The 23,621-nt window shown below is 61.1% G+C and carries 17 protein-coding genes; 9 read left to right on the forward strand and 8 right to left on the reverse strand.

What is annotated here, in order from left to right; genetic code table 11:
* Positions 1-31: 31 nt before the first annotated feature.
* The 5 genes from MQW23_RS10110 to hsdR form a co-directional block, all read right to left on the reverse strand.
* Positions 32-3,556, reverse strand: coding sequence for an AAA domain-containing protein (locus tag MQW23_RS10110; protein WP_252107970.1), 3,525 nt, complete (start codon positions 3,554-3,556; stop codon positions 32-34).
* On the reverse strand, positions 3,553-4,923 hold the full coding sequence (locus MQW23_RS10115) for a restriction endonuclease subunit S (RefSeq protein ID WP_252107971.1): 1,371 nt from the start codon (positions 4,921-4,923) through the stop codon (positions 3,553-3,555). The genes MQW23_RS10110 and MQW23_RS10115 overlap by 4 nt, the downstream gene beginning before the upstream one ends.
* Positions 4,923-6,557 carry a class I SAM-dependent DNA methyltransferase gene (locus MQW23_RS10120; RefSeq protein WP_252107972.1) on the reverse strand — a complete coding sequence of 545 codons (1,635 nt, stop codon included), beginning with the start codon at positions 6,555-6,557 and terminating at the stop codon, positions 4,923-4,925. The genes MQW23_RS10115 and MQW23_RS10120 overlap by 1 nt, the downstream gene beginning before the upstream one ends.
* Before the next feature lie 17 nt (positions 6,558-6,574).
* A complete protein-coding gene (locus MQW23_RS10125; protein WP_252107973.1) occupies positions 6,575-7,645 on the reverse strand; it encodes a Fic family protein in 1,071 nt (356 codons plus the stop codon).
* A 130-nt stretch (positions 7,646-7,775) separates the two neighbouring features.
* Entirely contained in the window at positions 7,776-11,312 is a 3,537-nt protein-coding gene (hsdR, locus tag MQW23_RS10130) for a type I restriction-modification system endonuclease (protein ID WP_252107974.1), read from the reverse strand.
* 257 nt (positions 11,313-11,569) lie between these two features.
* Here hsdR and MQW23_RS10135 point away from each other — a divergent pair, with 257 nt between their 5' ends.
* From MQW23_RS10135 to MQW23_RS10145, 3 genes are all read left to right on the forward strand, one after another.
* Positions 11,570-12,610, forward strand: a complete 1,041-nt coding sequence (locus MQW23_RS10135) for a zinc-dependent alcohol dehydrogenase family protein (RefSeq protein ID WP_252107975.1) — start codon at positions 11,570-11,572, stop codon at positions 12,608-12,610.
* Positions 12,611-12,699: 89 nt separating this feature from the next.
* Entirely contained in the window at positions 12,700-14,604 is a 1,905-nt protein-coding gene (locus MQW23_RS10140; RefSeq protein ID WP_252107976.1) for an alpha/beta hydrolase domain-containing protein, read from the forward strand.
* A gap of 153 nt (positions 14,605-14,757) precedes the next feature.
* Positions 14,758-15,633, forward strand: a complete 876-nt coding sequence (locus tag MQW23_RS10145) for a pirin family protein (protein WP_252107977.1) — start codon at positions 14,758-14,760, stop codon at positions 15,631-15,633.
* On the opposite strand, the gene MQW23_RS10150 is transcribed toward MQW23_RS10145, so the two are convergent.
* Positions 15,630-16,241, reverse strand: coding sequence for a DNA-3-methyladenine glycosylase family protein (locus MQW23_RS10150; protein ID WP_252107978.1), 612 nt, complete (start codon positions 16,239-16,241; stop codon positions 15,630-15,632). The genes MQW23_RS10145 and MQW23_RS10150 overlap by 4 nt on opposite strands.
* A gap of 181 nt (positions 16,242-16,422) precedes the next feature.
* Between MQW23_RS10150 and MQW23_RS10155 the strand changes: the two genes are divergently transcribed.
* Together MQW23_RS10155 and MQW23_RS10160 are read left to right on the forward strand one after the other, a co-directional pair.
* The gene (locus MQW23_RS10155) at positions 16,423-17,631 is read left to right on the forward strand and encodes an MFS transporter (protein WP_252107979.1); all 1,209 of its coding nucleotides are present in this window, start codon (positions 16,423-16,425) and stop codon (positions 17,629-17,631) included.
* An 81-nt stretch (positions 17,632-17,712) separates the two neighbouring features.
* Positions 17,713-17,964, forward strand: a complete 252-nt coding sequence (locus MQW23_RS10160) for a YMGG-like glycine zipper-containing protein (protein ID WP_252107980.1) — start codon at positions 17,713-17,715, stop codon at positions 17,962-17,964.
* A 4-nt stretch (positions 17,965-17,968) separates the two neighbouring features.
* Here the strand turns inward: MQW23_RS10160 and MQW23_RS10165 are convergent, their stop codons facing one another.
* Positions 17,969-18,664: an extensin-like domain-containing protein gene (locus MQW23_RS10165; protein ID WP_252107981.1), complete on the reverse strand. Its 696-nt coding sequence runs from the start codon at positions 18,662-18,664 to the stop codon at positions 17,969-17,971.
* A gap of 155 nt (positions 18,665-18,819) precedes the next feature.
* Between MQW23_RS10165 and gmk the strand changes: the two genes are divergently transcribed.
* The 4 genes from gmk (at position 18,820) to ridA (ending at position 22,533) form a co-directional block, all read left to right on the forward strand.
* Positions 18,820-19,452 (forward strand): guanylate kinase, encoded by a 633-nt coding sequence (gmk, locus tag MQW23_RS10170; RefSeq protein ID WP_252107982.1) that lies wholly within the window; start codon positions 18,820-18,822, stop codon positions 19,450-19,452.
* A gap of 88 nt (positions 19,453-19,540) precedes the next feature.
* Positions 19,541-19,798: a DNA-directed RNA polymerase subunit omega gene (gene rpoZ, locus MQW23_RS10175; protein WP_252107983.1), complete on the forward strand. Its 258-nt coding sequence runs from the start codon at positions 19,541-19,543 to the stop codon at positions 19,796-19,798.
* Positions 19,799-19,823: 25 nt separating this feature from the next.
* Positions 19,824-21,956, forward strand: coding sequence for a RelA/SpoT family protein (locus tag MQW23_RS10180; protein ID WP_252107984.1), 2,133 nt, complete (start codon positions 19,824-19,826; stop codon positions 21,954-21,956).
* Between the two features lie 187 nt (positions 21,957-22,143).
* Entirely contained in the window at positions 22,144-22,533 is a 390-nt protein-coding gene (gene ridA, locus MQW23_RS10185; RefSeq protein ID WP_252107985.1) for a deaminase RidA, read from the forward strand.
* Positions 22,534-22,599: 66 nt separating this feature from the next.
* Here the strand turns inward: ridA and MQW23_RS10190 are convergent, their stop codons facing one another.
* The gene (locus tag MQW23_RS10190) at positions 22,600-23,481 is read right to left on the reverse strand and encodes an SDR family oxidoreductase (RefSeq protein ID WP_252107986.1); all 882 of its coding nucleotides are present in this window, start codon (positions 23,479-23,481) and stop codon (positions 22,600-22,602) included.
* Positions 23,482-23,621 lie beyond the last annotated feature (140 nt).

Raw genomic sequence — 23,621 nt, forward strand, 5'->3', positions numbered from 1 at the left:
TGGCGTTCTTCCATACGCTTTCGGTATGCCGCTAACGAACGCGCTTTTCCAGTGCATCGCGCTGAAGCTCCAACTCCTCTCGTAGTTCACCACTATAAAGTACGGAGGTTTCCATATTTCTATACGGACCTTGTCGCGCGGCGCAGGCCCAGTTGTAAGAGCCTGCACACATGACATGATCGTCGACCATCACAAGTTTGCTATGAACCCGATTGGCCGGTTTTACCGTCACGTTATCCTCGGCAAGTGCTTCACAACACCGTTCAAAGCGGGCTGTCTTTTGGGCATCCTGCTGATCACCGTTAGCCGTGTTGAAGCGATAGTCCGTATAGATCGTTATAGCGATGCCCCTTGCCGCCGCCTTTTGCAGGGCCGCTAGTAACCCGGTTTCGTCCAGACGCTTGTAGGAGATCCAGGGCGAGACCATATCGAGGCGTGAATTGACGACGTCAAGCAGCTCCTTGAGGCAGTCATCGTGCTCTTCGGCGTCGTTGATCAGCCGCGGCTTGCGGCATAGTTCGAGCAGATCAGGGCGTGCTGCGCTTGCTGTAAAGAGCAGTTCGTTCTCTTCATGGCGGAACAGATACCGTCCCAATAGGTGACGAGGCGTTCCTCGCGCAGCCGTATCGATAACGTCCATATCGCCAAACACGATGAAGCTGTCCTTGGCGCGCGATACCGCAACGTTTAAAAGCGAGGGGTCGCTGTCAATGAAACCGCCGTCGTCATGGCGCGAATATACCCCTGAAAACAGCACGACGGGCCGCTCGGCGCCTTGCAACGCATGCACCGTGCCCACCGTCATTTCCGCCTCGCCACTGCCCACCTTGATGTGTCGCGCTTGGCACTCTTGCTCGATCAGATTGGCCTGGGCCTTGAAGGGTGTCACCACGCCAACGATCTGTTCCAGCGGCTTGCCGTGCGCGGTTTCCAGCCGCTCGCGTTGGGTTGCCAGCCACTCGGCCACCGTAATGGCTTCCAGCCGGTTGATGCGACTTCCCGAGGGTGGCGACTCGGCCCGACCATCCACATGCACATAGCCAAAGGGTGGCAGGTCAGCATCGGTGGCTGGTTTCTCACGCAGCGGCTGCAACAGCCCCTGGTAGCAGAGGTCGTTACAGTAGGCGATGATGTCGTTGAGACAGCGCCGGTGCTCGCGCAGAAACATGCCCGGCTCGGCCTGTTCGAGGTAGTGGTAGCGGCTGGCCTGTTGGGCAATCCGCATCACGCTGCCATCCACTACCGAGCGGCCGCCTTCGCGTAGTGCTTCGTAGTCCTCGACTGCTGAGAGCAGTCCCTGATGCGCAAGGTTGCCCACATCGACCGTCGGCGACTGCGTGGCTACCGGTTTGATCTGGTGGACGTCGCCAATCGCAAGTACGCGCTTGGCCAACGCCATGGAAGCACCCGCCACATCCGGTGCGACCTGCCCGGCTTCGTCGATGATCAGAAGATCGATCTCATTGATCAGGTAATCAGGCCGAAACTGCCCTGGTCCTTCGTAGACTTTGTGGATCATATGGGCGGGCAGTGAGTGCAGCGTCGAGACGATACATGGCGTCAGCATCATGCGGCGTCGCCATCGTGGGCGTACCGCGGCAAGCCCCTGCTTCTCTTGGCCCTTGGCTTGTTTTGCCAATTCGTCCGCCCGTTCGGCGCAATCCTCCAGCCAGCGCGCCTCCCAGTAGTGCACTGCCAGTTGAAAGAGCTGAAAACGTAGCGTGGTATCCAGCCCCTGATCGAAGGTGTCGAACGCGGCGGGTAGCGCACGAAAGCCCAGCGCTTGGTACGCCGTTTCAAGTTGTATCGTGGCCTGCTCGATCTCTTGCAGGTTGTGCTGGCACTCGGCGACAAAGGTCTTTTTCTGGGCGATGACGTCGCGCTGCTCGCTCAACCAGGCATTCAGCGTGGCATGAATGGCGCTTCCCGAGTCCGCCTGCTCGATCAGTTGCCGGGCGTTAGCGCTGAAATGCTCATCGACGAACAGCTCGCGCCGCAGTCGGCGCTTTTTGGCCACCGGTGGCAGCACGGCCAAGAGCGACAGCCACATGGGTTCGTCAGCGCAAAAGCGCTGCCACGCTTTCAGGTCCGCCTTGATGGCATCGTATGCTGTTTGCAGGCCGGCAAGTACGTTTTGCTCATGGGCCAGCGCCTCCTCGGGGGGATCACCGAGCTTTTCAGCAAGCTGAGCGATAAGTGTGGCCCGAGCCGCCCAGTGCTGCTGAAGTTTTGAAAGCCTTGCCTGGCGCTCTGTCAGCCGCTGATGAAGCTGCTGTCGAACGGCATGGATGCGCGTGAGCGATTCATCCTCCAGCGCTTGCCGGGCACGCTGAAGAAAAACTACCTCGGCACTATCAAGGTACTCCGGCGACTCGACGTGGCGATAGAAAGACGGAGTCTGGTAGGACTTTGACGCCTCGCCTTCTTTGCTGAAAGCGCAGTAGTAGCCGCCGTAGCTGGTCACCTCTGGCAGCCAGCGTCCGCCGATGGCGTCCGAGGTTTCCTCGAAATCCTTGGCAAAGGCTTCGAGCACGTTGGTGACGGCCTGATTGTTGGTCGAGGCTGCCACGATCAGCGGTGGCTCGGCCTCATTGAGCGCTGCGTTCACCCACAGCGAGGCAACGGCCGAAAGCACGAAGGTCGTTTTACCCGTGCCCGGCGGGCCGTTGACCGCCAGTATTTCGCCTTCCTCCATGGCCATGACCTGCGCCAGCGCGTCGCGCTGGGCAATGGCCAGCGGGTACTGCGAATTGGCGTGGCCCAGCCGATGCGCCATGCCGGATAACGGCGCGACGCAGGGCCGATACGTCTCGACGCGTGAAAGCGCGTAGTTTTCCAGCAGCGGCAGCGTCGGCGCGTTTTTCGAGAGCCAGTCGTAAAGGGCAATGATCTTGTCGGCCGCGCCCAACTGCTCATCGACCTTGGCAATGCGCGCCTCGTCGGCGCTGACGAACACGTCTCGCAAAAGGGCTTTGGGATAAAGCTGATCGAACAAGCGGCGCGACAGGTCATAGTAGGCCTGCCAGCGCTCGTCGTGTGTCTGATGTGTTTCATCTTCAAGCAGCGTCTGGGCTTCGCTCTTTGACCACGTTTGCGGCTCGGCCTTGCTCAGGAAGCGGTCCTGTTCGGCAACGCTTGCCAGCGTGAACCGATCATCGGCCTGGGGCGCCAGCAGGTCGCGGGGTATCACCGGCGGCTCGGCGGGAATCAGGCGGCCGTCGCGGGCGACCCACAAACCGCAGATCAACGGCGTGATGATCTCGGGATAGAGCGCGCTTTTTTTCGCGCCGTGTTCCTGCAGCACCTTGTATACAGCCGGTCGCAGTACCACCTGCACAAGCTGAGTCGACGTCTCCTCATTCTCGAAAAGGCGCTGGAGTACCGGGTGCTCCATCGGTATACGCCCTTCCCGGTATACCGTGCTGTCGAGCCGCTCTGTCTTATCCAGATCCTTGTGGCGCAGCGCGCCTTGCCCGCTCTCGGCATCCGCCAGCGAGTTGCGCCAGTAGCGAAGCCATTGCTGGGCCGTGGGCGGGGTGGTGGCTGCCTGACTCATGGGGCCGCCTTCTTGCGTGTACGTTTCTTCGGCGCCTGGGCGGCGCGTTCGGCCTTGATGCGCGCCAGAAGCGCCTCGGCGCTGTTGTCGCCGCTGATCAGATCAACATTATCGGCCCGCCACTGGGTGGTCAGCTCGCCGCGAAACGCCTTGGCGAGAATCGACTGGGTAAGTTGATTGACGCGCGCAAGGGCGCTATTGACCTGGCGCTCGACGGTATCGGCATAGGCGAAGAGCTGATCGACCCGGCGGACAATTTCGGCTTGTTCTTCGAGAGATGGCAATGCCAATAGGCAGCTTTTTACATCATTTTGATTAATGCTTGCTTGGTTCACTGCAAGTTTTGCATTAGCCCGCAGCTGCTCTAAACCAACCGGACTCCTCAGAAACAGAGATATAAACTCTGGGTTTGCCAAGCCTCTTTTGAGAGATAGGCGCATAACATTGCTTTCAAAAACTGCTGGTTCTAGCAAATCTTTAACTAATGCACTTTTTCCGAGATACTCGATACTATTGACACGGTTAATTAGTATATCTTCTTTATGGACTTGCCATTTCTTAATCTCTGATGGCGATAGCTGAACTCTTTTAAGTTTTTCCCAGTCAGCGATGAGCCCGTCATAAAAGCTATCGATTCGGATGATTAAGCAACCAGAGCCATAGAGCTTGATTGGCTTATAAATCCCATTCTGAGGTCCGTTTTCAATAAGGTGTCCGAGTGATATTTTTTGCCATTCGTCATGCGCTGTATATTTTTTGTTCCATTCCTCCGTCAACCGCCCACTCACCGCCGCCGCGAGCACGGATTGACGAAAGCGCTTGAGTATCTCGGGAATACGTTCGAGGCGGGCTTTGGTGTTATCCACCTGCGCCAGCAGGGTGTCGAGGGTGTCGGCAATGACCTTTTGTTCGGCGAGGGAAGGGAATGAAATTTCAGCAGCCTCAAATTTCCCTTTGGTTACGTGCCGTAGCCCTACGCCACCATGCGCACCTGAAATAAGAACATCTAACGTTTGATTTATTGCATATAGCAAAAAGCGCTTTTCTATTAATGATCTTTCAAACTCAATCTTAAAAATATGCTGATTGAGAGCTGCTGATTCACCTCTCCATACGTGAGCGCCGAAGGAGGTGCCCGGAGTGCCTGACCAAGCAAAAAGTAAATCGCCACTTTCTATTCGGTGTTTCTCATTCAGTTCACCATCAAAATAATTGTACTTTGCCTCAGGATTATTCAAGTTTTGAATTCGAATAATGGGAAGGCCTGTTTCACTCCATTCTGAAGACTTGAACGCTCTTCCATTGATCAAATTACAGAGAGTTCCAATGTTGGCTCTTGACCACTCTTTGGGCTTACCTTCGATCATTACTTACCCTCATCCTTTAAGTTAAAGGATTCGGCAATAAGTAAGCGTTGCCCGTCAGCCTCGTCCTCAGCCCCCAGCTCGCGCATCAATCCATCCAGCTCGCCCAGCGCCTGCACCAGTTCGCTCATCGCTTCTCCCGCCAGCACTTCGGGCGCGGGTAGATCGGCGGCGTCGACGCTGTCCTTGTCCTTGAGCCAACTGATGTCCAGCGAATCGCCCTTGGTGTCGCGAATCCACTCGCGGCTGAAACAGCGCCAGCGGGATTTGGCGAGGCGGTCATCGCTTACGCCCTGGTTTTCCTCCGTGGCATCAAGATCGACGGCGATTTCCTCGGCGTTGAACGACCATTCGCCTTCACGGCGGGGGCTTTGGCCGTTGGGGTCGTCGCCGTACACGGCCTCGAACGGCGTCAGGTGCTGCTTGCCGAACGGCGTGCGCTTGCCGAAGCTCGGCATGTTGGTGCGCAGGTCGTACACCCAGACGTGGTCGGTGCAGCCGGTGTCCTGGTGCTTGTCCGCTGCTGCCCCTTTCGTGAAGAACAGTACGTTGGTCTTCACGCCCTGGGCGTAGAAGATGCCCGTGGGCAGGCGCAGGATGGTGTGCAGGTGGCACTTGTGCATCAGGTCGCGGCGCACGTCCGCGCCTACACCGGCCTCGAACAGCACGTTGTCCGGCAGCACCACCGCGGCGCGGCCGCCGGGCTTGAGGTTTCTGTAGATGTGCTGCAAGAAGGCGAGCTGCTTGTTGCTGGTCTTGAACGTCAGGTCGTCGCGGGTAATGCTGGCATCACCGCCCTTGCTGGTGCCAAACGGCGGGTTGGCGAGAATCACGTCGGCTTTGGCAAGGCTTGCCCCGGCCTGGCCCAGGGCGTTGCCCAGGTGCACCACGCCTTCGTTGTCGCCCTCCATGCCGTGCAGCAGGCAGTTCATCAGCGCCAGCCGCCGGGTGCCGGGCACCAGCTCGATGCCGGTAAAGGCGCGGTTTTTCTGAAACGCCTGCTGCGTGGCGGTGAGATCCCACAGGTCGTCGGTCTGCGCCTTGATGTAGCGGTCGGCGGCGATCAAGAAGCCCGCCGTCCCCGCGGAAGGGTCCTGTACGGTTTCTCCGGCCTGGGGCTTCACGCAGCGCACCATCGAGTCGATCAACTGGCGCGGCGTAAAGTACTGCCCGGCGCCGGACTTGGTTTCGCTGGCGTTCTTCTCCAGAAGCCCCTCATACAGATCGCCCAGGCCATCTTCCTGGATGCTGAACCAGTCGATGCCGTCGAGCGCCTTGATCATCTGCTCCAGATGGCGCGGCTCGCGCAGCCGAGTCTGGGCGTCGGCGTAAATCGCGCTGATCAGCGGGTCGGCATGCACCACGTGACCGTTGCCATCGCGGCCGCTGGAAAGGCTCAGCAGAATGCGCTTGTAGTCATCCAGCAGGTTAAGGCCGGATTTGTTGTTCAGGTCCGTCCAGCGGCAGCCTTCGGGCAGCGGGTGGCGCTGCAAGGTGCCCGCTTCGGTGTTCTCGTGCACCATCTTGATGAACAGCAAAAGCACCAGCTCGGTGACGTAGTCCGAGTAGTTGATGCCGTCGTCGCGCAGCACGTCGCAGAGGTTCCAGAGTTTTTGGACGATGTCGTTGTTGGACACGATAAATTCCTGTTGGGTTATCCACGCTCAAGAAAGAGCGCCATAAGGGCGGCATTGATATAAAAGTTACTGCGGCCCACTTTGATTTTTTCCAGCAAGCCGATGCTGACCAGTTCATCCAGATACTTGGTCGCGGTAATACGGCTAACGGCCAAGTCCTCCATCACGAACTCGATCTTGGTGTAGGGGTGATTGAACAGGTTATTGAGCAGTTCCTGTCGATAGATCTTGGGGCATTCTTCGCGCATGCGATGCTTGGTATGTTGCATCAGCTTTCGGATCTGGCCTATCAATTCGACGGTTTGCTGCGCGGTATGGCTGATGCCTTCCAACATGTATAAAAGCCACGGTTCCCAGTCACCAGTATCGCGGACGGCCTGTAGTTTCTGGTAATAGCGTGATTTGGTCTGTATTAGATAGCGGCTGAGGTAGAGCACCGGTAGGTCGAGTAAGTCCTTGGCCACGAGATAAAGCATGTTGATAATGCGCCCGGTTCGACCGTTGCCATCGTAGAATGGGTGGATACTCTCGAACTGATGATGAATGATCGCCATCTTGACCAGCGGGTCGGCATCACAAAGCTCATCGTCATTGAGATAAATCACCAGATTTTCCATCAGGCGCTCGATCTCTGGCGCTGCCTGTGGCGGCTCATAAACGACGTCCCCCGTCGCTTGATTTCTTAGAGTCGTGCCCGGTAGTTTGCACAGACCCGCCCGGTTTTTTTCAAGCGTCTCCTGTATCGCAAGAATGTCGTTTAGACGAAGTAGCCGACTTTCCCGAACGCTTCTGAAACCGGCTCGCAAAGCCGTTGCATAATCCTGAACCTCTTTGGTTTGGGGGTCGACGCTAGCCTCATCCGCCACCGCGGCACGATATAGATCGTCCTGCGTGGTGATGATGTTCTCGATCTCAGAGCTGTGCCGCGCCTCCTGAAGCGTGAGCGTATTGATCAGAATTTCTTCATTGGGAATGGTGGCGGCGACACCTTTGAGCTCTGCCAGGTACCGATGGGCCTGGGCCGTCTTTTTCAGCACGGCGCGGGTCTCCCACTGCTCGATGTCGTTCAGCGGTAAGGTCGGCAACATGTGTTGGATTTCCTGATCATGTATATAAAATTTAAAAATCTATACATGTCGTCTGGCACATGCAAAGGAAAACCCCATTTTCTTTACACGTGCTGCGTCACTTATACAGATAAACGTAAAATCCATGTATTTACGCCTGCCGCTTGGGCCACATCGCCTCGCTCAGCTCTGCCAATACGCTGTCCAACTGGTCGTCGAGCACCCTGTCCAGACGCTTGGCGCCGCCTTCCAATGCCGGTAGCTGGTTGACCGTTTCGCGGTCGAGGATGACCTCGTGGGTCAGTTGGCTGGCCAGGCGCTTGAGCCACTTGCGCTGGTTGGCGTTCCAGGCGTGCTGGGTGAGGATCGTGTCCATTGCCTCGGAAACGCGCTGCTCGAACGGTTTGAGTGGCTCGCCCAGGGCGGCGCGGCGGATGTGGCCGATGATGCTCGCGGCGATGTCGTGGTTGGTCTGGTTGCGCACCGCGCTTTGCAGGTTGGCCTCGGAGTAGCCCTGGCCATCGAGCAGCAGCTTGACCTCCTTGAGCTGTTCGCGGGTCAGGTCGCGGGGCGCGTTCACCGCCACGGCCAGCGCGGCGGAGTGGTTGAGCTGCTCGTTGATGAAGGCGTTGAAGCTGTCCAGATAGTCGTCCGGACGCTTGTGCTCGCCGTAGCTTTGGTGGCGTTCGCGGATTTCGTCTTCGTGCCCGGCAATAATCGGCATGTGTTCGCGGCCCACCAGACCTTTTACCTCGATAAGCTGGTTGACCAGATTCCCGTGCTCGCGCAAGAACGCGGCGGCCTGGCGTGGGCCCAGCGTCTGCAGATGTTCGTGCAGCTTGCCGGGTTCGACGCCCCACTGGTCGTGCAGCTCGGCAAGTTTCTTCTTGAGCGCGGGTTGTTGCGCCGCCTTGGCGTCCGCCTTGCGCAGCACGCGCATCAGCTTCTGGCTCAACTGGTCGAGCACCGCCTCGGCCTGGTTGCGCCCGGGGGCATCGCCGGGGCTTTGGAGAGCGGTCTCAAGCGTTTGCGGGTCGCTGAGTTCGCCCATCAATTGGGCAAGACTAACGTTCGGGTCGCGCACCAACGGCTGCATGGTGTTGACCTCGGCAAGGGCCGCGTAGATATCCACCGGGTCGTAGAGGGTGAACACGGTCTTGCCGATGTCGTCACAGCGGCGGGTGGCGCGGCCGATCATCTGCTCGAACAGAATGCGCGAGCGCACCCGGCGCATGAAAACCAGATGGCAAATGCTGGGCACGTCGATGCCGGTGGTTAACAGATCAACGGTGACGGCGATGTTGGGATGGCGCTCGTTCTTATAGCGACGGATGAGCTGGCTGACCTTGTCGCTCTTGCCGGTGATCTTGGCCACGGCGGCCTGGTGGTAGCTCTTTCCGTAACGCGCCTTGAAGGCCTTATCCAGCTCGTTCTTGACCATGTCGGCGTGGAAATCGGTGGCGCAGAAGATCAGCGTTTTCTCGTCGCCAAACGGGTCCAGCTCCCGAGCGAGCTGCTCGCAGATCACTCGGTTGAAGTCGGGGGCAATGACCTGGCGGTTGAAGGCGTCGACCTCGAAGTCGAGCTCGTCGTCGAGCTCGGTGGTGTCCACTTCGCCGGTGCGCGGGTCGATCACCTCGACCGCGCTTCCCTTGTCGAAATGGATGCCCTGCTGGGTCAACAGCGTTTCGTAGCGGATGGGCGGCTCGTGGTCGATCAGCCAGCCGTCGGCCACCGCTTCCCGGTAGGAGTAGGTGTAGACCGGTTTGCCAAAAATCTCGCTGGTATGCCGCGCCGGGGTGGCGGTCAGGGCGATCTTCACCGCGTCGAAGTGCTCCAGCACGCGGCGGTAGCTGGACAGGTACTGGGCCGGGTCGCGGGTGGCGAGTTCGCCCTCGGTCATCTCCTGGTCAAGGGTGTAGCCGCGGTGGGCTTCGTCGATGATGATGCAGTCGAACTGGTCGATGGGCGGCGGCGCGTCGCTGGCGAACAGGCGTTTCACCATGGCTTGCACGGTGGCCACCTGCACGCGGGTTTCGGCCTCTGGCACCATGTCGCCGAGCCTTGCGACGTTGTAGATGCTCGAGAGCGTATGGTGCTGCTCCAGCGGCGCTTCGTTGAAGGCGTCCGTCGCCTGGTCGCCAAGGGAGGTGCGGTCGACGAGAAACAGAATGCGGTGGAAGCGCTCGGTTTTCAGAAAGCGATACATCAGGCCGATGATGGTGCGGGTCTTGCCCGTGCCGGTGGCCATGGCCAGCAGGGCGGTGCGCTTGTCGCGCGCCAGCGCCTGCTCGGTCGCGGCGATGGCTTTCTGCTGATAGTCGCGCAGGTCCAAATAGCCAAAGGGCTCGCTGTGCAGCAGCTTTTCGGCGTTACGCCGGTCGCGTTCGAGCTTGTTTACCAGCCCACCCGGGGTATGAAAGGTGGGCAGAGCGCGGCGCAGATTGCTTGGCTCGCGCACGTCGCGAAACCAGGTGCCCGACTGCTCCTTGAGCTGCGGCACATAAGGGCGGCCGTTGCAGGAGTAGACGAAAGGCACCTTGTAGTGGGCTTCGTCATCGGTGGGCCAGGCAATGGTGCGCCCGGCAAGCTCCCAGGCACCAACCAGCGGTGGCGCGATGACCAGCCCTTTGCTGTAGCGTTCGGCCTGTTCGATCTTGCCCGCGACGTTGACGTTCTCTTTTTTGGCCTCGACCACGGCCATCGGCGTCAGCCCCACAAACAGCACGTAGTCGGCCTGGTCCTGCTTGCCGGTAGGTTTGCCACTGCTGGGCAGGCAGGGCCACTCGCTGATGGCGCGGTAGGTGCCTTTTTCGGGCCGCGCGCCCTTGGCGTAGGTGAGTTCCTGGCTATCGACTTCCCAACCGGCTTGCTTGAGCTGCTTGTCGATCAGTAGCCGGGTGAGCTCTTCGCTGAGTTCCAGTGACTGGCTGGCGGCCTGGGTCTGGCTGGCGACTTTCTGGCGCTGCTGGCTCTTTTGCTGCTCACTCTGCGCGTCGAGCTTTTGCTGAAGCGCCTGGATTTTGTGCTCGTAGGCCTGTCGTTGAACCTTCAGCGCCTGCTCGTTTTGCTGGGCCTGCTGGCTTAGCGTCTGCGCTTCCTGGTCCATGGCGTAGGCCAGTGCTTCAAACTCCTGCTTCTCCTGTTCGACCAGCTGGCTGAGCTGCTGGCTGCTGTCCAGCGCCAGGTTGGCGCTTTTCAGCTCGTGGCGGAGCTTTTCAATATCGGCTTGAAGCTGGCGCGACTGCGCGCTCGGGTCGGCGGGCGGCACGAAGGGGCCAGGCTTGAAAGCGGTGCCTGCATTGCCAAAGGAGCGGTGGAACCAGATGGCCAGTTCGCGGGCCAGCTTCAGGCCGTCCATTGCTTCCTTGTGGCGGGTGCGGAACTGGTGCGTGGCCTTGTTGCCCTCGATGCGCAGGGTGTGAAACAGCTCCTTGACTTGGGGTTCCAGGCGCAGCTCGCGGTTGAGGCGGTAGAGCAGGTCGGCTTGGCTTGTCTGCTCGTCAAACGCGATGCCGGAGAGGGCCGCGATATGCTGGGCCAGCGCTTCGCCAAGCTGGCGCAGCTTGATCAGCGTCGTGTTGGGGTCGCCCGCGAAAGCACGCTCGGCGGCGGTGGCCAGATCCGCGAGTAACGCATCGTGCTCGGCCAGAAAGCCAAAGTTGGTGGTGGCGTGTTCGGTCGTCATTCCCTGGGCGCTCCGTTCTTGGCTTTTTATTTCTTGGCTTCTGGTATCCAGGCTCTTCATGGTTTGGCCGTGCTATACCGGCATACTAATCAAACCCGCCCAATAGGTTAAGACAACTTTAGCCGGTGGCACTAACGGGACCCGGGCTCTCCAGAGGCTCATCTTGAAACACGTAGATCCGTGTACATTGATCGGAAAAGTAATTTCAGGCGCGGCTGGTTATATTGGGGCGGTTCACGCATACCCAGGAGTAACCCATGAAAGCTGTAGTAATCGAGCACTTTGCCATCCCGCCGTCTATTCAGCAGGTGCCCGACCCGACGCCGGAAGCCCACGGCGTGGTGGTCAAGGTGATGGCCAACGGGGTGTGCCGCAGCGACTGGCACGCCTGGATGGGCCACGACCCGGATGTCGTGCTACCCCACGTGCCCGGTCACGAGCTGGCCGGTAACGTCGAGGCGGTGGGCAAGGACGTGACCCGGTGGCGTGTCGGCGACCGGGTGACGGTGCCGTTTGTCGGCGGGTGCGGCCACTGCCCGGAGTGTCATTCGGGCAATCATCAGGTGTGCGATAACCAGTTCCAGCCTGGCTTTACCCACTGGGGCTCCTTTGCCGAGTATGTAAGCATTCACTACGCCGATGTGAATCTGGTGGCGTTACCCGAAACGCTCGACTTCGCCACCGCGGCGAGTTTGGGGTGTCGGTTCGTGACCTCGTTTCGCGCGGTGGTGGATCAAGGCCGCGCGGCGCCGGGCCAGTGGGTGGCGGTGCACGGCTGCGGCGGCGTGGGGCTCTCGGCGGTGATGATCGCTAATGCTTTGGGCGCTAACGTGGTGGCGGTGGATATCTCCGAGGATGCGCTGACGCTCGCCCGCAAACTCGGTGCGGTGGCCACCGTGAACGCGGCCGAGGTGGCCAGTGTCGTCGAGGCGGTCAGGGAGATCACCCGGGGCGGTGCCCACGTCTCGCTGGATGCGCTGGGTCACCCCACCACCTGCTTCAACTCGATCGGCAATCTGCGCAAGCGCGGCCGCCATGTTCAGGTGGGCCTGATGCTCGCCGACCACAGCACCCCGGCGATCCCCATGAGTCAGGTAATTGCCAACGAGCTTGAGATCTTCGGTAGCCACGGCATGCAGGCGCACCGCTATGGCGACATGCTGGCGATGATCGAATCCGGCAAGTTGGAACCGGAGCGGCTGATCGGCCGCAGAATCACCCTCGAGGAGTCGATCGATGCGCTGGTCACTATGGACAAGTTCGAAAGCGCTGGAGTGACGGTGGTCACCCAATTCTGAATCCCACCCGTTACTAAAAGCCAATAGTCGTGGCCGCCCTTAAAATGATAATAAACAAGGCACTATCAACTTTGATGAAGGGGCGGGCAATGGCAATCACGAAACGGGCGGGGCTCGCCTCGATGGTATTGGTGGGGGCTCTGGGGGTGGCGTTTACCGCGCAGGCGCGGGTGACGAGTTTCGAGGTGGTCGATACGGGCGATGCCTATGAGGGCCAGGTGTTCGACGATGCCGGGCGTTATGAGCGCATCGATGCGGTGGCGCATTTCGCCATCGACCCGCAAAGCCCGCGCGCCCGCGCGGTGGTCGATCTCGACAAGGCGGCTGTCGACGAGCGCGGCGAGGTCACGTTCAGCACCGAGGTGTCGATCCTTCGCCCCGTAGAGCAGGACTCGACGACGCTCTTGTACGACGTGCCCAACCGGGGCCGGAATCTGGCGCTGCCGCTGTTCAACCTTTCCCAGCCTGCCAGCGGGTTCAGTCTTGACGAGCCCGGCGACGGCTTTTTGATGGAGCAGGGCTACACGCTGGTCTGGAGCGGCTGGCAAGTGGGGCTGGATGACGCGTCGATTCGAATCGATCTGCCCATCGCGCAGGGAATAACGGGGCCTTCGCGGGAGGAGTTTATCTTCGATGATCACGAAGCGGTCAGCGTCGCGGCGCTCAGCTATCCTGCCGTCAGCCTGGACCCCAATGATGCGACGCTGACGGTGCGGCCGAGCGCCGGTGAGCCGCGTCGCGCTGTCGAGGCGTCGTCCTATCGCTATCTGGACGATCAGCACATCGAGATTCAGCGCCCCGCCGATATGGATGGGGGCGCCATCTATGAGTTCATCTATACCGCCCGTGAGTCCCGGCCCAGCGGGCTGGGCATGCTCGCCACGAGCGATCTCGTCTCGTTTCTGCGCGGCGCGCCGGGGCACGATGTCACCTCGCCGCTGGAGGGCGTCCAGCATACGCTGGCGCTCGGGGTGTCCCAGTCCGGGCGTTTCTTGCGCGACTTCATCTATCAGGGCTTCAATGCGGACGCCCAAGGCCAGCGCGTTTTCGACGGCGCCATGGCGCATATCGCCGGGTCACGAAAGACGTTTACCAACGCTCGCTTCGCCCAGCCCGGGCGCTACTCGCGCCAGCACGAGGATCACGACGTCACCGGCGATCAATTTCCGTTTAGCTACGTGGAAACCGAGGACCTGGATGGTGAACGTGACAGCGTATTCGCCGCCTGCCGGGCAACCGGTACCTGCCCCAAATTGATGCATACGGATACTTCGACCGAGTTTTGGCAGGCGCGCTCGTCGCTGGTGTCCACCGCGCCGAACGGCGAGGCGCTGCGCATGCCCGACGACGTGCGCCTCTACTTCTTTCCCGGTGCCCAGCATTTCAGCCCCTGGGGCGCCACGCCGAAGGCGGTCGACACCTGCCGCTTTCCAAGCAACCCGCTCAGCGTCGCGCCCAGCATGCGCGCGCTGGTCGTCGCCCTTGACGCGTGGGTGTCCGAAGGCCGCGAGCCCCCGGCCAGCCGCTTCCCGGGCCTGGCCGGTGACGAGCCGCTGATCGATCTTGAGGCGCTGACACTGCCGCCGCTACAGGGTGAAACGCTGACGCCCCCGGTCAATGAGCTGGCGGTGATCGACCACGATGTTCTACCGCCGGTGGCCGGCGAGCGCTATACGGTCAAGGTACCCGCCGTGGACTCGGACGGCATCGACCAGGGCGGTATCCGCCAGCCCTATGTCGCAGCGCCGCTGGGCACTTATCTGGGGTGGAACCTGCGCGACGAAGGCTTCGCCGAAGGGCAGCTTTGCGGCGTGACCGGAAGCTTCATTGCCTTCGATGACGAAGGCGATACCCGGCCATCAGCGACGGCGCGCTTTCCGACGGAGCAGGCGTACCAGAGCGCCTTGAGCACCGCTGTCGACGAGCTGGTGGCGGCCGGGTTCATGCTCGAAAGCGATCGCGAGCTGGTGATGGACAGCGCGCCGGCCAGATAGGTACCGCCTTCCGGCACTGCCTGGCCCATGATCGGGCCAGGCAGTGCCGATCGACTTGGGTCGATTTCCTTCAATCACCCTGTGGAAATTATTCGCTCCTCAATCGCGGTGCCGGGTTTTAAGCTGTGGGCATTCTGCATCGAGGAGCACGATATGCCTGCATCGACTTCCCCCTCCGCGCGCCGCGTCATCCAACAGCATCCGGCGCACCGCGACGATATCGGCGATCTCACCACCCGGCGCCCACTGCCGGGGCCCGGGCTCGATCAGCTCGATCCGTTTCTATTTTTGAACCACCACGGCCCGCAGACCTACCCGGCCAACAACCAGGGGCTGCCCTTTGGCCCGCACCCGCACCGCGGCTTCGAGACGGTGACGTTCATTTTGGAAGGCTCGCTTGCCCATGCCGACAGCACCGACCATCAGAGCGTAATCCATGAAGGTGGCGTGCAGTGGATGACCGCGGGTAGCGGCATCGTGCACGCCGAAGTATCGCCGCCGGAGTTCAAGCGCGACGGCGGGCCGCTGGAGATCCTGCAGCTTTGGATCAACCTGCCCTCGAAACTCAAGATGAGCGCGCCGCACTACGTCGGCCTGCAGCAGGGTGACATTCCCCGCGTAGCGCTTGCCGGCGGCGGCGAGCTGAATCTGATCGCCGGCGAGTGGGAAGAAACCCAAGGCCCGGTCGAGACGCTAACCGGCGTGTTCATGTCGACGCTGACGCTTCCCGCCGGCAGTCGCGTAACGCTACCCGTCGCGGCTGGCCGCCAGGTGTTTCTCTACGTGGTGAACGGCGATGTCAGCGTGGGCGGCGAGCCGGCCAAGGCACACCACCTGATCGAAGTCGACCGCGACGGCGAGCACCTCGATATTGAAGCGTCCACGGGGGCGCGGCTGCTGTTTGGTCACGCCGAGGTCATCGACGAGCCGGTCTACTCCCACGGCCCCTTCGTGATGACCACCCGCGAGGAGATCGTTCAGGCGGTGGAGGATTACCAGGCGGGCAAGTTTGGTGGCTTGAACGCCTAAAGCGGCTCGCCGCGGTAGTAGTGCCACAGAAAAAGCGCGCCTACGCTTCGCCAGGGCGCCCAGTGTTCGACCATTTGGCGCGCCTGCCTGGGCGTGGGCTTGTCGTCCAGGCGCTTGAGCCGGCCCAGCGCCACGCGCAGGGCTAGATCGTCCGCCGGAAACACGTCCACTCGCCCAAGCGAAAACATCAGGTAGATTTCCGCGCTCCAGCGCCCGAAACCTCTAAGGGCGGTGATGGCGCTAATGGCCTCTTCATCGCTTAGCCGTTCGAGGCCATCGGCGCTGAAGGTGCCGGCAAGCTCCGCCTCGGCCAAGCCCTTGGCGTACTCGATCTTGCGCCAGGAGAGCCCGGCGTCGCGCAGTGCCTGGCCTTCTACCTCCATCACCGCCTTGGCGTGAAGCGCCGGGAGCAGCGTGTTGACCCGGTTCATGATCGAGCGCGCCGCTTCGACGGAGAGCTGCTGGCTGACGATGGTGGAGAAGAAGGTGGCAAAGCCGCGCTCGCGCTGGCGCGGCGCGGGGGCGCCGACCTGGGGCAGGGCACGGGCGATGTCCGCATCCATCGCGGCCAGCGCGTTCATTGCTTGGGTAATGGTGTCCGGTGTCATGGGCTCGCGGTCGTCACGCGTTGCGAAGTGAATCTCTAACGTAGCAGCAAATCACGCGTACAAGGGGCGGCGCACGACCAACTTTTTGGCCGTCCGTGTTTCTACTTTCGTCTAATCCTGCGATCATTCGCGCCATTCAAAGCGATCGACATGCGGGCGCCGAGCGTCCGGGGAGCAAGGTGTGCAAGAGTCTTCTCAAGGCCAGGCGCGGAGTCCGCGGCTGGCCGAGTTTGCGTTAGCGCTGGGCGGTTTCGGGATCGGCACCAGCGAGTTCGTCATCATGGGATTGATGAACCGGGTAGCGGGGGATCTCGCGGTCACCGTGCCCCAGGTGGGCTACGCCATTAGCAGCTACGCCCTGGGCGTGGTCGTGGGGGCGCCGATCATCTCGGCGCTGGCGGCGCGCATGCCGCGGCGGCTTTTATTGATTCTGCTGATGCTCGTGTTTGCCGTCGGTAACATCGCCAGCGCCATGGCGCCGGAGTTCTGGTCCTTCGTGGCGCTGCGCTTTTTGGCGGGGCTGCCGCACGGCGCCTACTTCGGTGTGGCCGCGTTGGTCGCCGCAGGAGCGGTGCCGGTAGATCAGCGGGCGCGGGCGGTGTCGCGGGTGATGATGGGGCTGACCGTGGCGATTTTGCTCGGCGCGCCGCTGGGCACCTGGGCGGGTAATCAGTTCGGCTGGCAGGTCGCGTTTACCGGGGTGGGCGTCATCGCCGTCGTCACGGCGCTGTTGATTCGCCTGTTCGTGCCCGTACAGCCTGTCGATTTGACGGCGAGCCCGGTGAAAGAACTCTCGGCGCTCTTGAAACAGCGCGTGCTGGTGACCATCGCCATCGCCTGTATTGGCTGCGGCGGCATGTTCTCCATCTTTAGCTACGTGATGCCTACGCTGACTCGCCAGGCCGGCATGAGCGAGGCACTCGGCCCGCTGGTGCTGGTGATTTTCGGTATCGGCTCGATCATCGGTAACCTGGTAGGCGGGCGCATGGCGGACAAGAACCTGATGCGCGCAATCCCACGCATTTTGATCTGGTGCGCGGTGATTCAAGGGCTTTACTACTTTGCTGCCAACAGCGTCTGGAGCGGGCTTCTGTTCGTCGGTTTGGTGGGAACCAGCATGGCACTGGCGCCGTCGCTGCAAACGCGCCTGATGGACGTGGCGGAGGACGCCCAGACCATGGCGGCCTCGCTCAATCACGCCGCCTTCAACGGCGCCAACGCCCTAGGCGCCTGGCTTGCCGGGCTTGCCATCAGCGCCGGTTTCACGCCGTCGAGCACGGGCTTTGTGGGCACTGGGCTGGCGCTATGCGGGCTGGTCATCTTCGTTTTTGGGCGGTGGCTGGAAAAACGCACGTACCCGGCCTCTTCGCTAAGTAATAACATGAGTTAAATCGGCGTTTGCGCAATAAAGCTGGCAAAGGCGTACAAACCTTTCTAGGTTATATAGGTGCACCCCATAAGGAGATGACTCATGCATACCCCGATTTTGAAAACCTCGCGCATCGTGACGCTTTCCGCCATTGCCGCGCTGACTATCGGCCTGGCCGGCTGTGGTTCCACCACCGGTGAGCGTACCGCCAGCGGTGCGGGCGTGGGCGCGGCGGTCGGCGCGGGTACCGCGGCGGCCACCGGCGGCAGCGTCGGCGGCGGCGCGATTCTTGGCGCCGGCGCAGGTGCCGCGGCGGGCGCGCTGACCGACGAAGACGACATCAACCTCGAGTGATCGTCTAACGGCATAGCCCGTAGCCGCGCATGCCCATGTGAAAGTGGTCGGCATGCGCGGCGTTGTATTCCGGCCCCAGTACGTTTCCAAAGCTTTTGCAGGCGCCATCTCGCGCCGCTCTGAAGAACTCTCCTACTGCGCCTTCGTTGTCCCAATTATTGATTAGCGTGATGCGCCGGCCGTTTTCAAAACGAAATCCCGTGACATCCAGCGCTTCTGCCGTGGCATGCTCACTGCGACGCCCGGTTGCTCTTCCGTAAACGTTGCGACAGGCGAAGCTTCCCACGTGATCCACTTGGCTGACGCGGCTGCCCATGATCTCGGCGGCGGCGGGCTGAAGTTCGTGGCGCTCGAACATGACCCAGGCCAGTGCCATGGGGCAGGAAGCGACGAAGCTTCGGTTAAAGCGCACGCTGCTCGAATTCATACGCACGATGTTGGAAAGCGGGCAGCTCGTCGTCGGCGAATAGTCCGCCACCGGCGTGTAGTTGAGCTCGCTCGAGGGCACGGTGTCTAGCGCGGCCAGACACCCCTGGCGGTCGCCTTCCAGGCGCTTGAGCTTGAGTTTAGTGACCGGCGTAATCGGGTCGTCGATATGCAGCGGGGCCCAGGGCGCCCACTGGCGGGGAATCTCGATGATGCCTTTTTGCAGCGCCACACCCAAGGCAATCAGCGCCAGAATGAAAACCGTCCCTCGCATGCCGCTCTCCTTGGGTGATTAACGCTTATTGAGCGCGCCCAGGCTTTTACTACAGCCCGCGCGGCAGGTATGCGATACTGCCCGGCTTTAGCGCCACATGCGAGCGGTAAGCGTGGCATGCCAGGGTCAACGACTGTTTTTGAGGGGAGCGTTTCATGTCCCAGGGTACGCTGTTTATCGTGTCGGCGCCGTCGGGCGCGGGGAAAACCAGCCTGGTTCGCGAGCTGATCGAGAGCCTGGACGGCCTCCAGGTATCGGTGTCGCACACCACGCGGGGCCGGCGCGAAGGCGAAGTGGACGGGGTGAACTACCATTTCTGCCCGGTCGCGACGTTCGAAGCAATGATCAATCGCGGCGATTTTTTCGAATACGCCCGCGTGTTCGATAACTATTATGGCACCTCGCGCCACGCCGTGCAGGATCTGCTCACCGCCGGTCAGGACGTGATTCTCGAGATCGATTGGCAGGGTGCCCAGCAGGTGCGCGAGCAGATGAGTGATGCGGTATCGATCTTCATCTTGCCGCCCTCGAGGGCGGAGCTCGAACGGCGCCTTTCAAACCGCGGCACCGATGAGCACGCGGTGATCGCGCGGCGCATGCGCGATGCGGTCAATGAGATGACCCATTTCGACGAGTACGACTACCTGGTGATCAACGACGATTTCACCACCGCGCTTGGCGAGCTGCAGGCGCTGATCACCAGTCAGCGGCTGACGCGTGCTGCCATGCAGCATCGCCATGCCCCGCTGCTCAAGGCGCTCTTGTCACAGGCGCCGGCGGTCGAGTAATCTATCGGGTCCAGTGACCCATTTTTGCCGAGTCGGCGGTCGTTTCAAGCCCAGCCGGCCCGGCGTCGTTTTTTAAAGGAAAGCTCCCATGGCGCGCGTTACCGTCGAAGATTGTCTCGAAAACGTAGAAAACCGCTTCAAGCTGGTGATGATTTCTACCCAGCGGGCCCGCCAGCTCGCCCGCGGCTCCCGCGATGCCCAGCTTGCTTGGGAGAACGACAAGCCCACGGTCATGGCGCTGCGTGAGATCGCCGCAGGCCTGGTCGATCATACCGTGCTCGACGAGCCGGTCGAGGCGCCGGTACGCCAGCGCCCGGCTGCGCCCAGCATTCAGATCGACGACTGAGTCCGGAACCGAAGGGGCGCGTTCCATGTTCACCATCGATGACCTGGCCGACCGGCTCGGCGGCTATCTACCCTCGGACGAGATCCAGCAGGTCAAACGCGCCTTCTACTACGCCGAACAGGCCCACGACGGCCAGCGGCGCCGCTCCGGCGAGCCCTACGTTACCCACCCGCTCGCCGTCGCCAATATCCTCGCCAATATGCACATGGACCATCAAAGCCTGATGGCAGCCATGCTGCACGATGTGATCGAGGATACCGGCGTATCAAAAAAGGCCCTTGGCGAGCAGTTCGGCCAGCCGGTGGCAGAGCTGGTCGACGGCGTCTCGAAGCTCACCCAGATCACCTTCGAGGACAAGGCCGTCGCTCAGGCGGAGAACTTCCAGAAGATGGTACTGGCGATGTCGCGGGACATCCGCGTCATCATCGTCAAACTCGCCGACCGGCTGCACAACATGCGCACCCTGGGCGCGCTGCGCCCTGACAAGAAGCGGCGCATCGCCCGCGAGACGCTGGAGATCTACGCCCGCGTGGCCGGGCGGCTCGGGATCAACACCATCCGCATCGAGCTCGAGGATCTTTCGTTCCAAGCGATCCATCCGATGCGCGCCGAGCGGATCAAACGCGCGGTGGCCAGCGCCCGCGGCAACCGGCGAAGCGCGATGCGCCAGATTCAGTCGTCGCTACAGCAAAGCCTGGACGACGAAGCGCTCCAGGGCACGGTGATCGGCCGGCAAAAGCATCTGCTTTCCATCTACAAGAAGATGCGCGACCAGCGAAAGCCCTTCGCCGAGATCATGGACGTGTTCGGTTTTCGCATCATCACCGACGACGTGGCGAGCTGCTACCGGATCCTGGGCGTGGTGCATAACCTCTTCAAGCCGGTGCCCGGGCGCTTCAAGGATTACATCGCCATTCCCAAGGCGAACGGCTACCAGAGCCTGCACACCACGCTCTTTGGCCAGCGCGGCATGCCCATCGAGGTGCAGATTCGCACCCGCGAGATGGAAGCGATGGCCAACAACGGCATTGCCGCCCACTGGCTCTACAAGGCCGGCCAGACCGAGCACCCGATCGCCGAGGGCAGCCACGCCCGGGCGCGGGCCTGGGTCAAGGGCTTACTCGAGATGCAGCGCCACGCCGGCGACTCGCTGGAGTTCATCGAGCACGTCAAAAACGATCTGTTCCCCGACGACATCTACGTGTTCACGCCCAAGGGCGACATCATGGAGCTGCCCCAGGGCGCGACGGTGGTCGACTTCGCCTACAGCGTGCACACCGATATCGGCAACAACTGCATCGCCTGTCGCATCGACCGTCACCTGGCGCCGCTCTCCACGCGGCTGGAAAGCGGCCAGACGCTGGAAATCATCACCGCCCCCGGAGCGCGGCCCAACCTGTCGTGGCTCAATTTCGTCTCTACGGCCAAGGCACGCTCGGCGATTCGCCACGCCCTGAAGCACCAGCAGCAGTCCGAGGCGATCATGCTCGGGCGGCGGCTGCTCAACAAGGCGCTGGCCTCTTATGAGACGAGCCTCGAAGAGCTCGACGAGCGGGTCTTCGCCAAGGCGCTCAAGGAGCTCGACGTCTCCTCGCTTGATACCTTGCTGGAGTCAGTGGGGCTGGGTAATCGTATGGCCTACGTGGCGGCCCGGCGGCTGGCGGATACCGCCCAGGGCGAGAATCGCGAGATCAACCGGCTGGAGAACAGCGATAACGCGGTGGTGATCAGCGGTAGCGAAGGCATGGTGTTGAGCTTTGCCCGCTGCTGCCACCCGCTGCCCGGCGATGCGGTCGTGGGGCATCTATCGGTGGGCAAGGGCATCGTCGTGCATCGCGACGAGTGCCGAAACCTGGTAGACCTGAAAAGCGATCCAGAGAAGCTTTTCACGCTGCAGTGGTCAGAGGATATCGACGAGGATTTCCCGGTGGCGCTGCGTATCGAGATCGAAAGCCGCCGGGGACTGGTGGCCGAGCTCGCGGGCCTGGTCACCGACGCCGATGCCAATATCGAGCGCATCGGCATCGAAGAGCGCGACGCCAAACTTTCGACGGTGAACCTGACGCTTTCGGTCAAGGGCCGCGTGCACCTGGCGCGTATCATGAAGCGTATCCGCAATCTGCCAAGCGTCAGTAAAATAACCCGAACGGCTAACTAGAACCCGCGCATCAGCAACCTCTGGCAGTGCCAGAGGCGGGCCCGCTTTTTTCGATGGCCGCGTGAGCGACGGTTTTAAAGACGGTTTTTAAAGACAGCTCTTAAAAACAGTTTCGACGACAATTTTAACGACAACTTAAACGACGATTTTCAACCATCCCATTTTCGATGACAGGAGCAGCATGTCCATGAGCAATAAAGCCGTTATCAATACCGAAAAGGCCCCGGCCGCCATCGGCCCGTACTCCCAGGCGATCAAGGCGGGCAACACGGTCTATCTCTCTGGCCAGATTCCGCTCGACCCGAGCTCCATGGAGATCGTCTCCGGTGATATCGAAGCCCAGGCCCGCCAGGTCTTCACCAACCTGCAGGCGGTGTGCGAAGAGGCCGCCGGCTCGCTGACCGATATCGTCAAGCTCAACCTCTATCTCGTGGATCTGGATAACTTCGCCATCGTTAACCGCGTGATGGAAGAGTTCTTTAAAGCACCCTTCCCGGCTCGCGCTGCGGTGGGCGTACGCGCGCTGCCCAAGGGCAGCCAGGTCGAAGCCGAAGCAGTCATGGTAATTGGCGACTAAGCGTCTGAATAGGCATAAAAAAGCGAGCCTGAGGGCTCGCTTTTTTCGTCTCAAGGGAGGCGCGAATCAGGCGCTTTTGGACGTCAAAAAGCCGCCTTCCTTGAGAATCTGGGCGTAGCCTTCGCGAAAGCTCGGATAGCGGAATTCGTAGCCGGTTTCGCGCACGCGGCTGTTGTCGCAGCGTTTGCTGGTGCGCCGTCTCAGCGGCGACTGCATGGTCTCGGTCGAGGTGGCCTTGAGCTCTTTCGCCAGCCAGCTCATGACGTTGTGCATGGTGGCGGGCTCGGAGTCGCTGCCAAGGTAGAGCTCGGCCAAGGGCTTGCCGCTTTCCTGACACTGGATCAGATGGGCGAGAATCCCGGCGCAGTCGTCGCGGTGGATGCGATTGGAGTAGATCGCCGGCGTGATGGCCGCCATGCGCCCACTCTTGACTTGGTGGATCAGCCGGTCGCGGCCGGGGCCGTAGATGCCGGAAAAGCGCACGACGGTGCCCGGTAGCGGGTGATCCAGCAGCGCCTGCTCGGCCGTGCGCATTAGCGTGCCCGAGAAGCTCGTTGAATCGGTGGGGCTGACCTCGTTGACCACTTCGCCTTCCTGCTGACCGTAAACGCTGGTCGAGGAGACGAAGAAGATACGCCGCGGCGGTGTTTCGTGCTGTTCGAGCACGCCAAGTACGCGTTTCAAGCCGTCCGGATAGGCGCTTTGATAGGCGCTCTCTTCGAAGCGGTCGGCGCTGACGGTGTAGATGACGTAGTCGGCTTGGGGCAGTGCCGAGGCGCTGGCGTCGTCGAGCGTCGCAAGATCGAGCGCCAGGGGCTCGATGCCGGTCCCCTGTAAGGAATCGGTATGGCGGCGCACGCCGACGACGCGATGGCCTTCGCTAACCAGCTCGCGTCCCAGGGTGGTGCCGATATCGCCACAGCCGATGATCAGTACAGTGAGTTTCACCTGCGCACTCCTCATGATAAATATTCCCTATTAGATACAAAGTCCTCTTGAGATATGCCATCGTCAAGAGAATTTGTTTGTCCTTGCCGTCCCGTTCATCGTCACACTGAGTCACGACCTGCTACGAGAGGATGCCATCC

This window comes from Halomonas sp. S3-1-1, assembly GCF_023757625.1.
Lineage (GTDB): Bacteria > Pseudomonadota > Gammaproteobacteria > Pseudomonadales > Halomonadaceae > Vreelandella.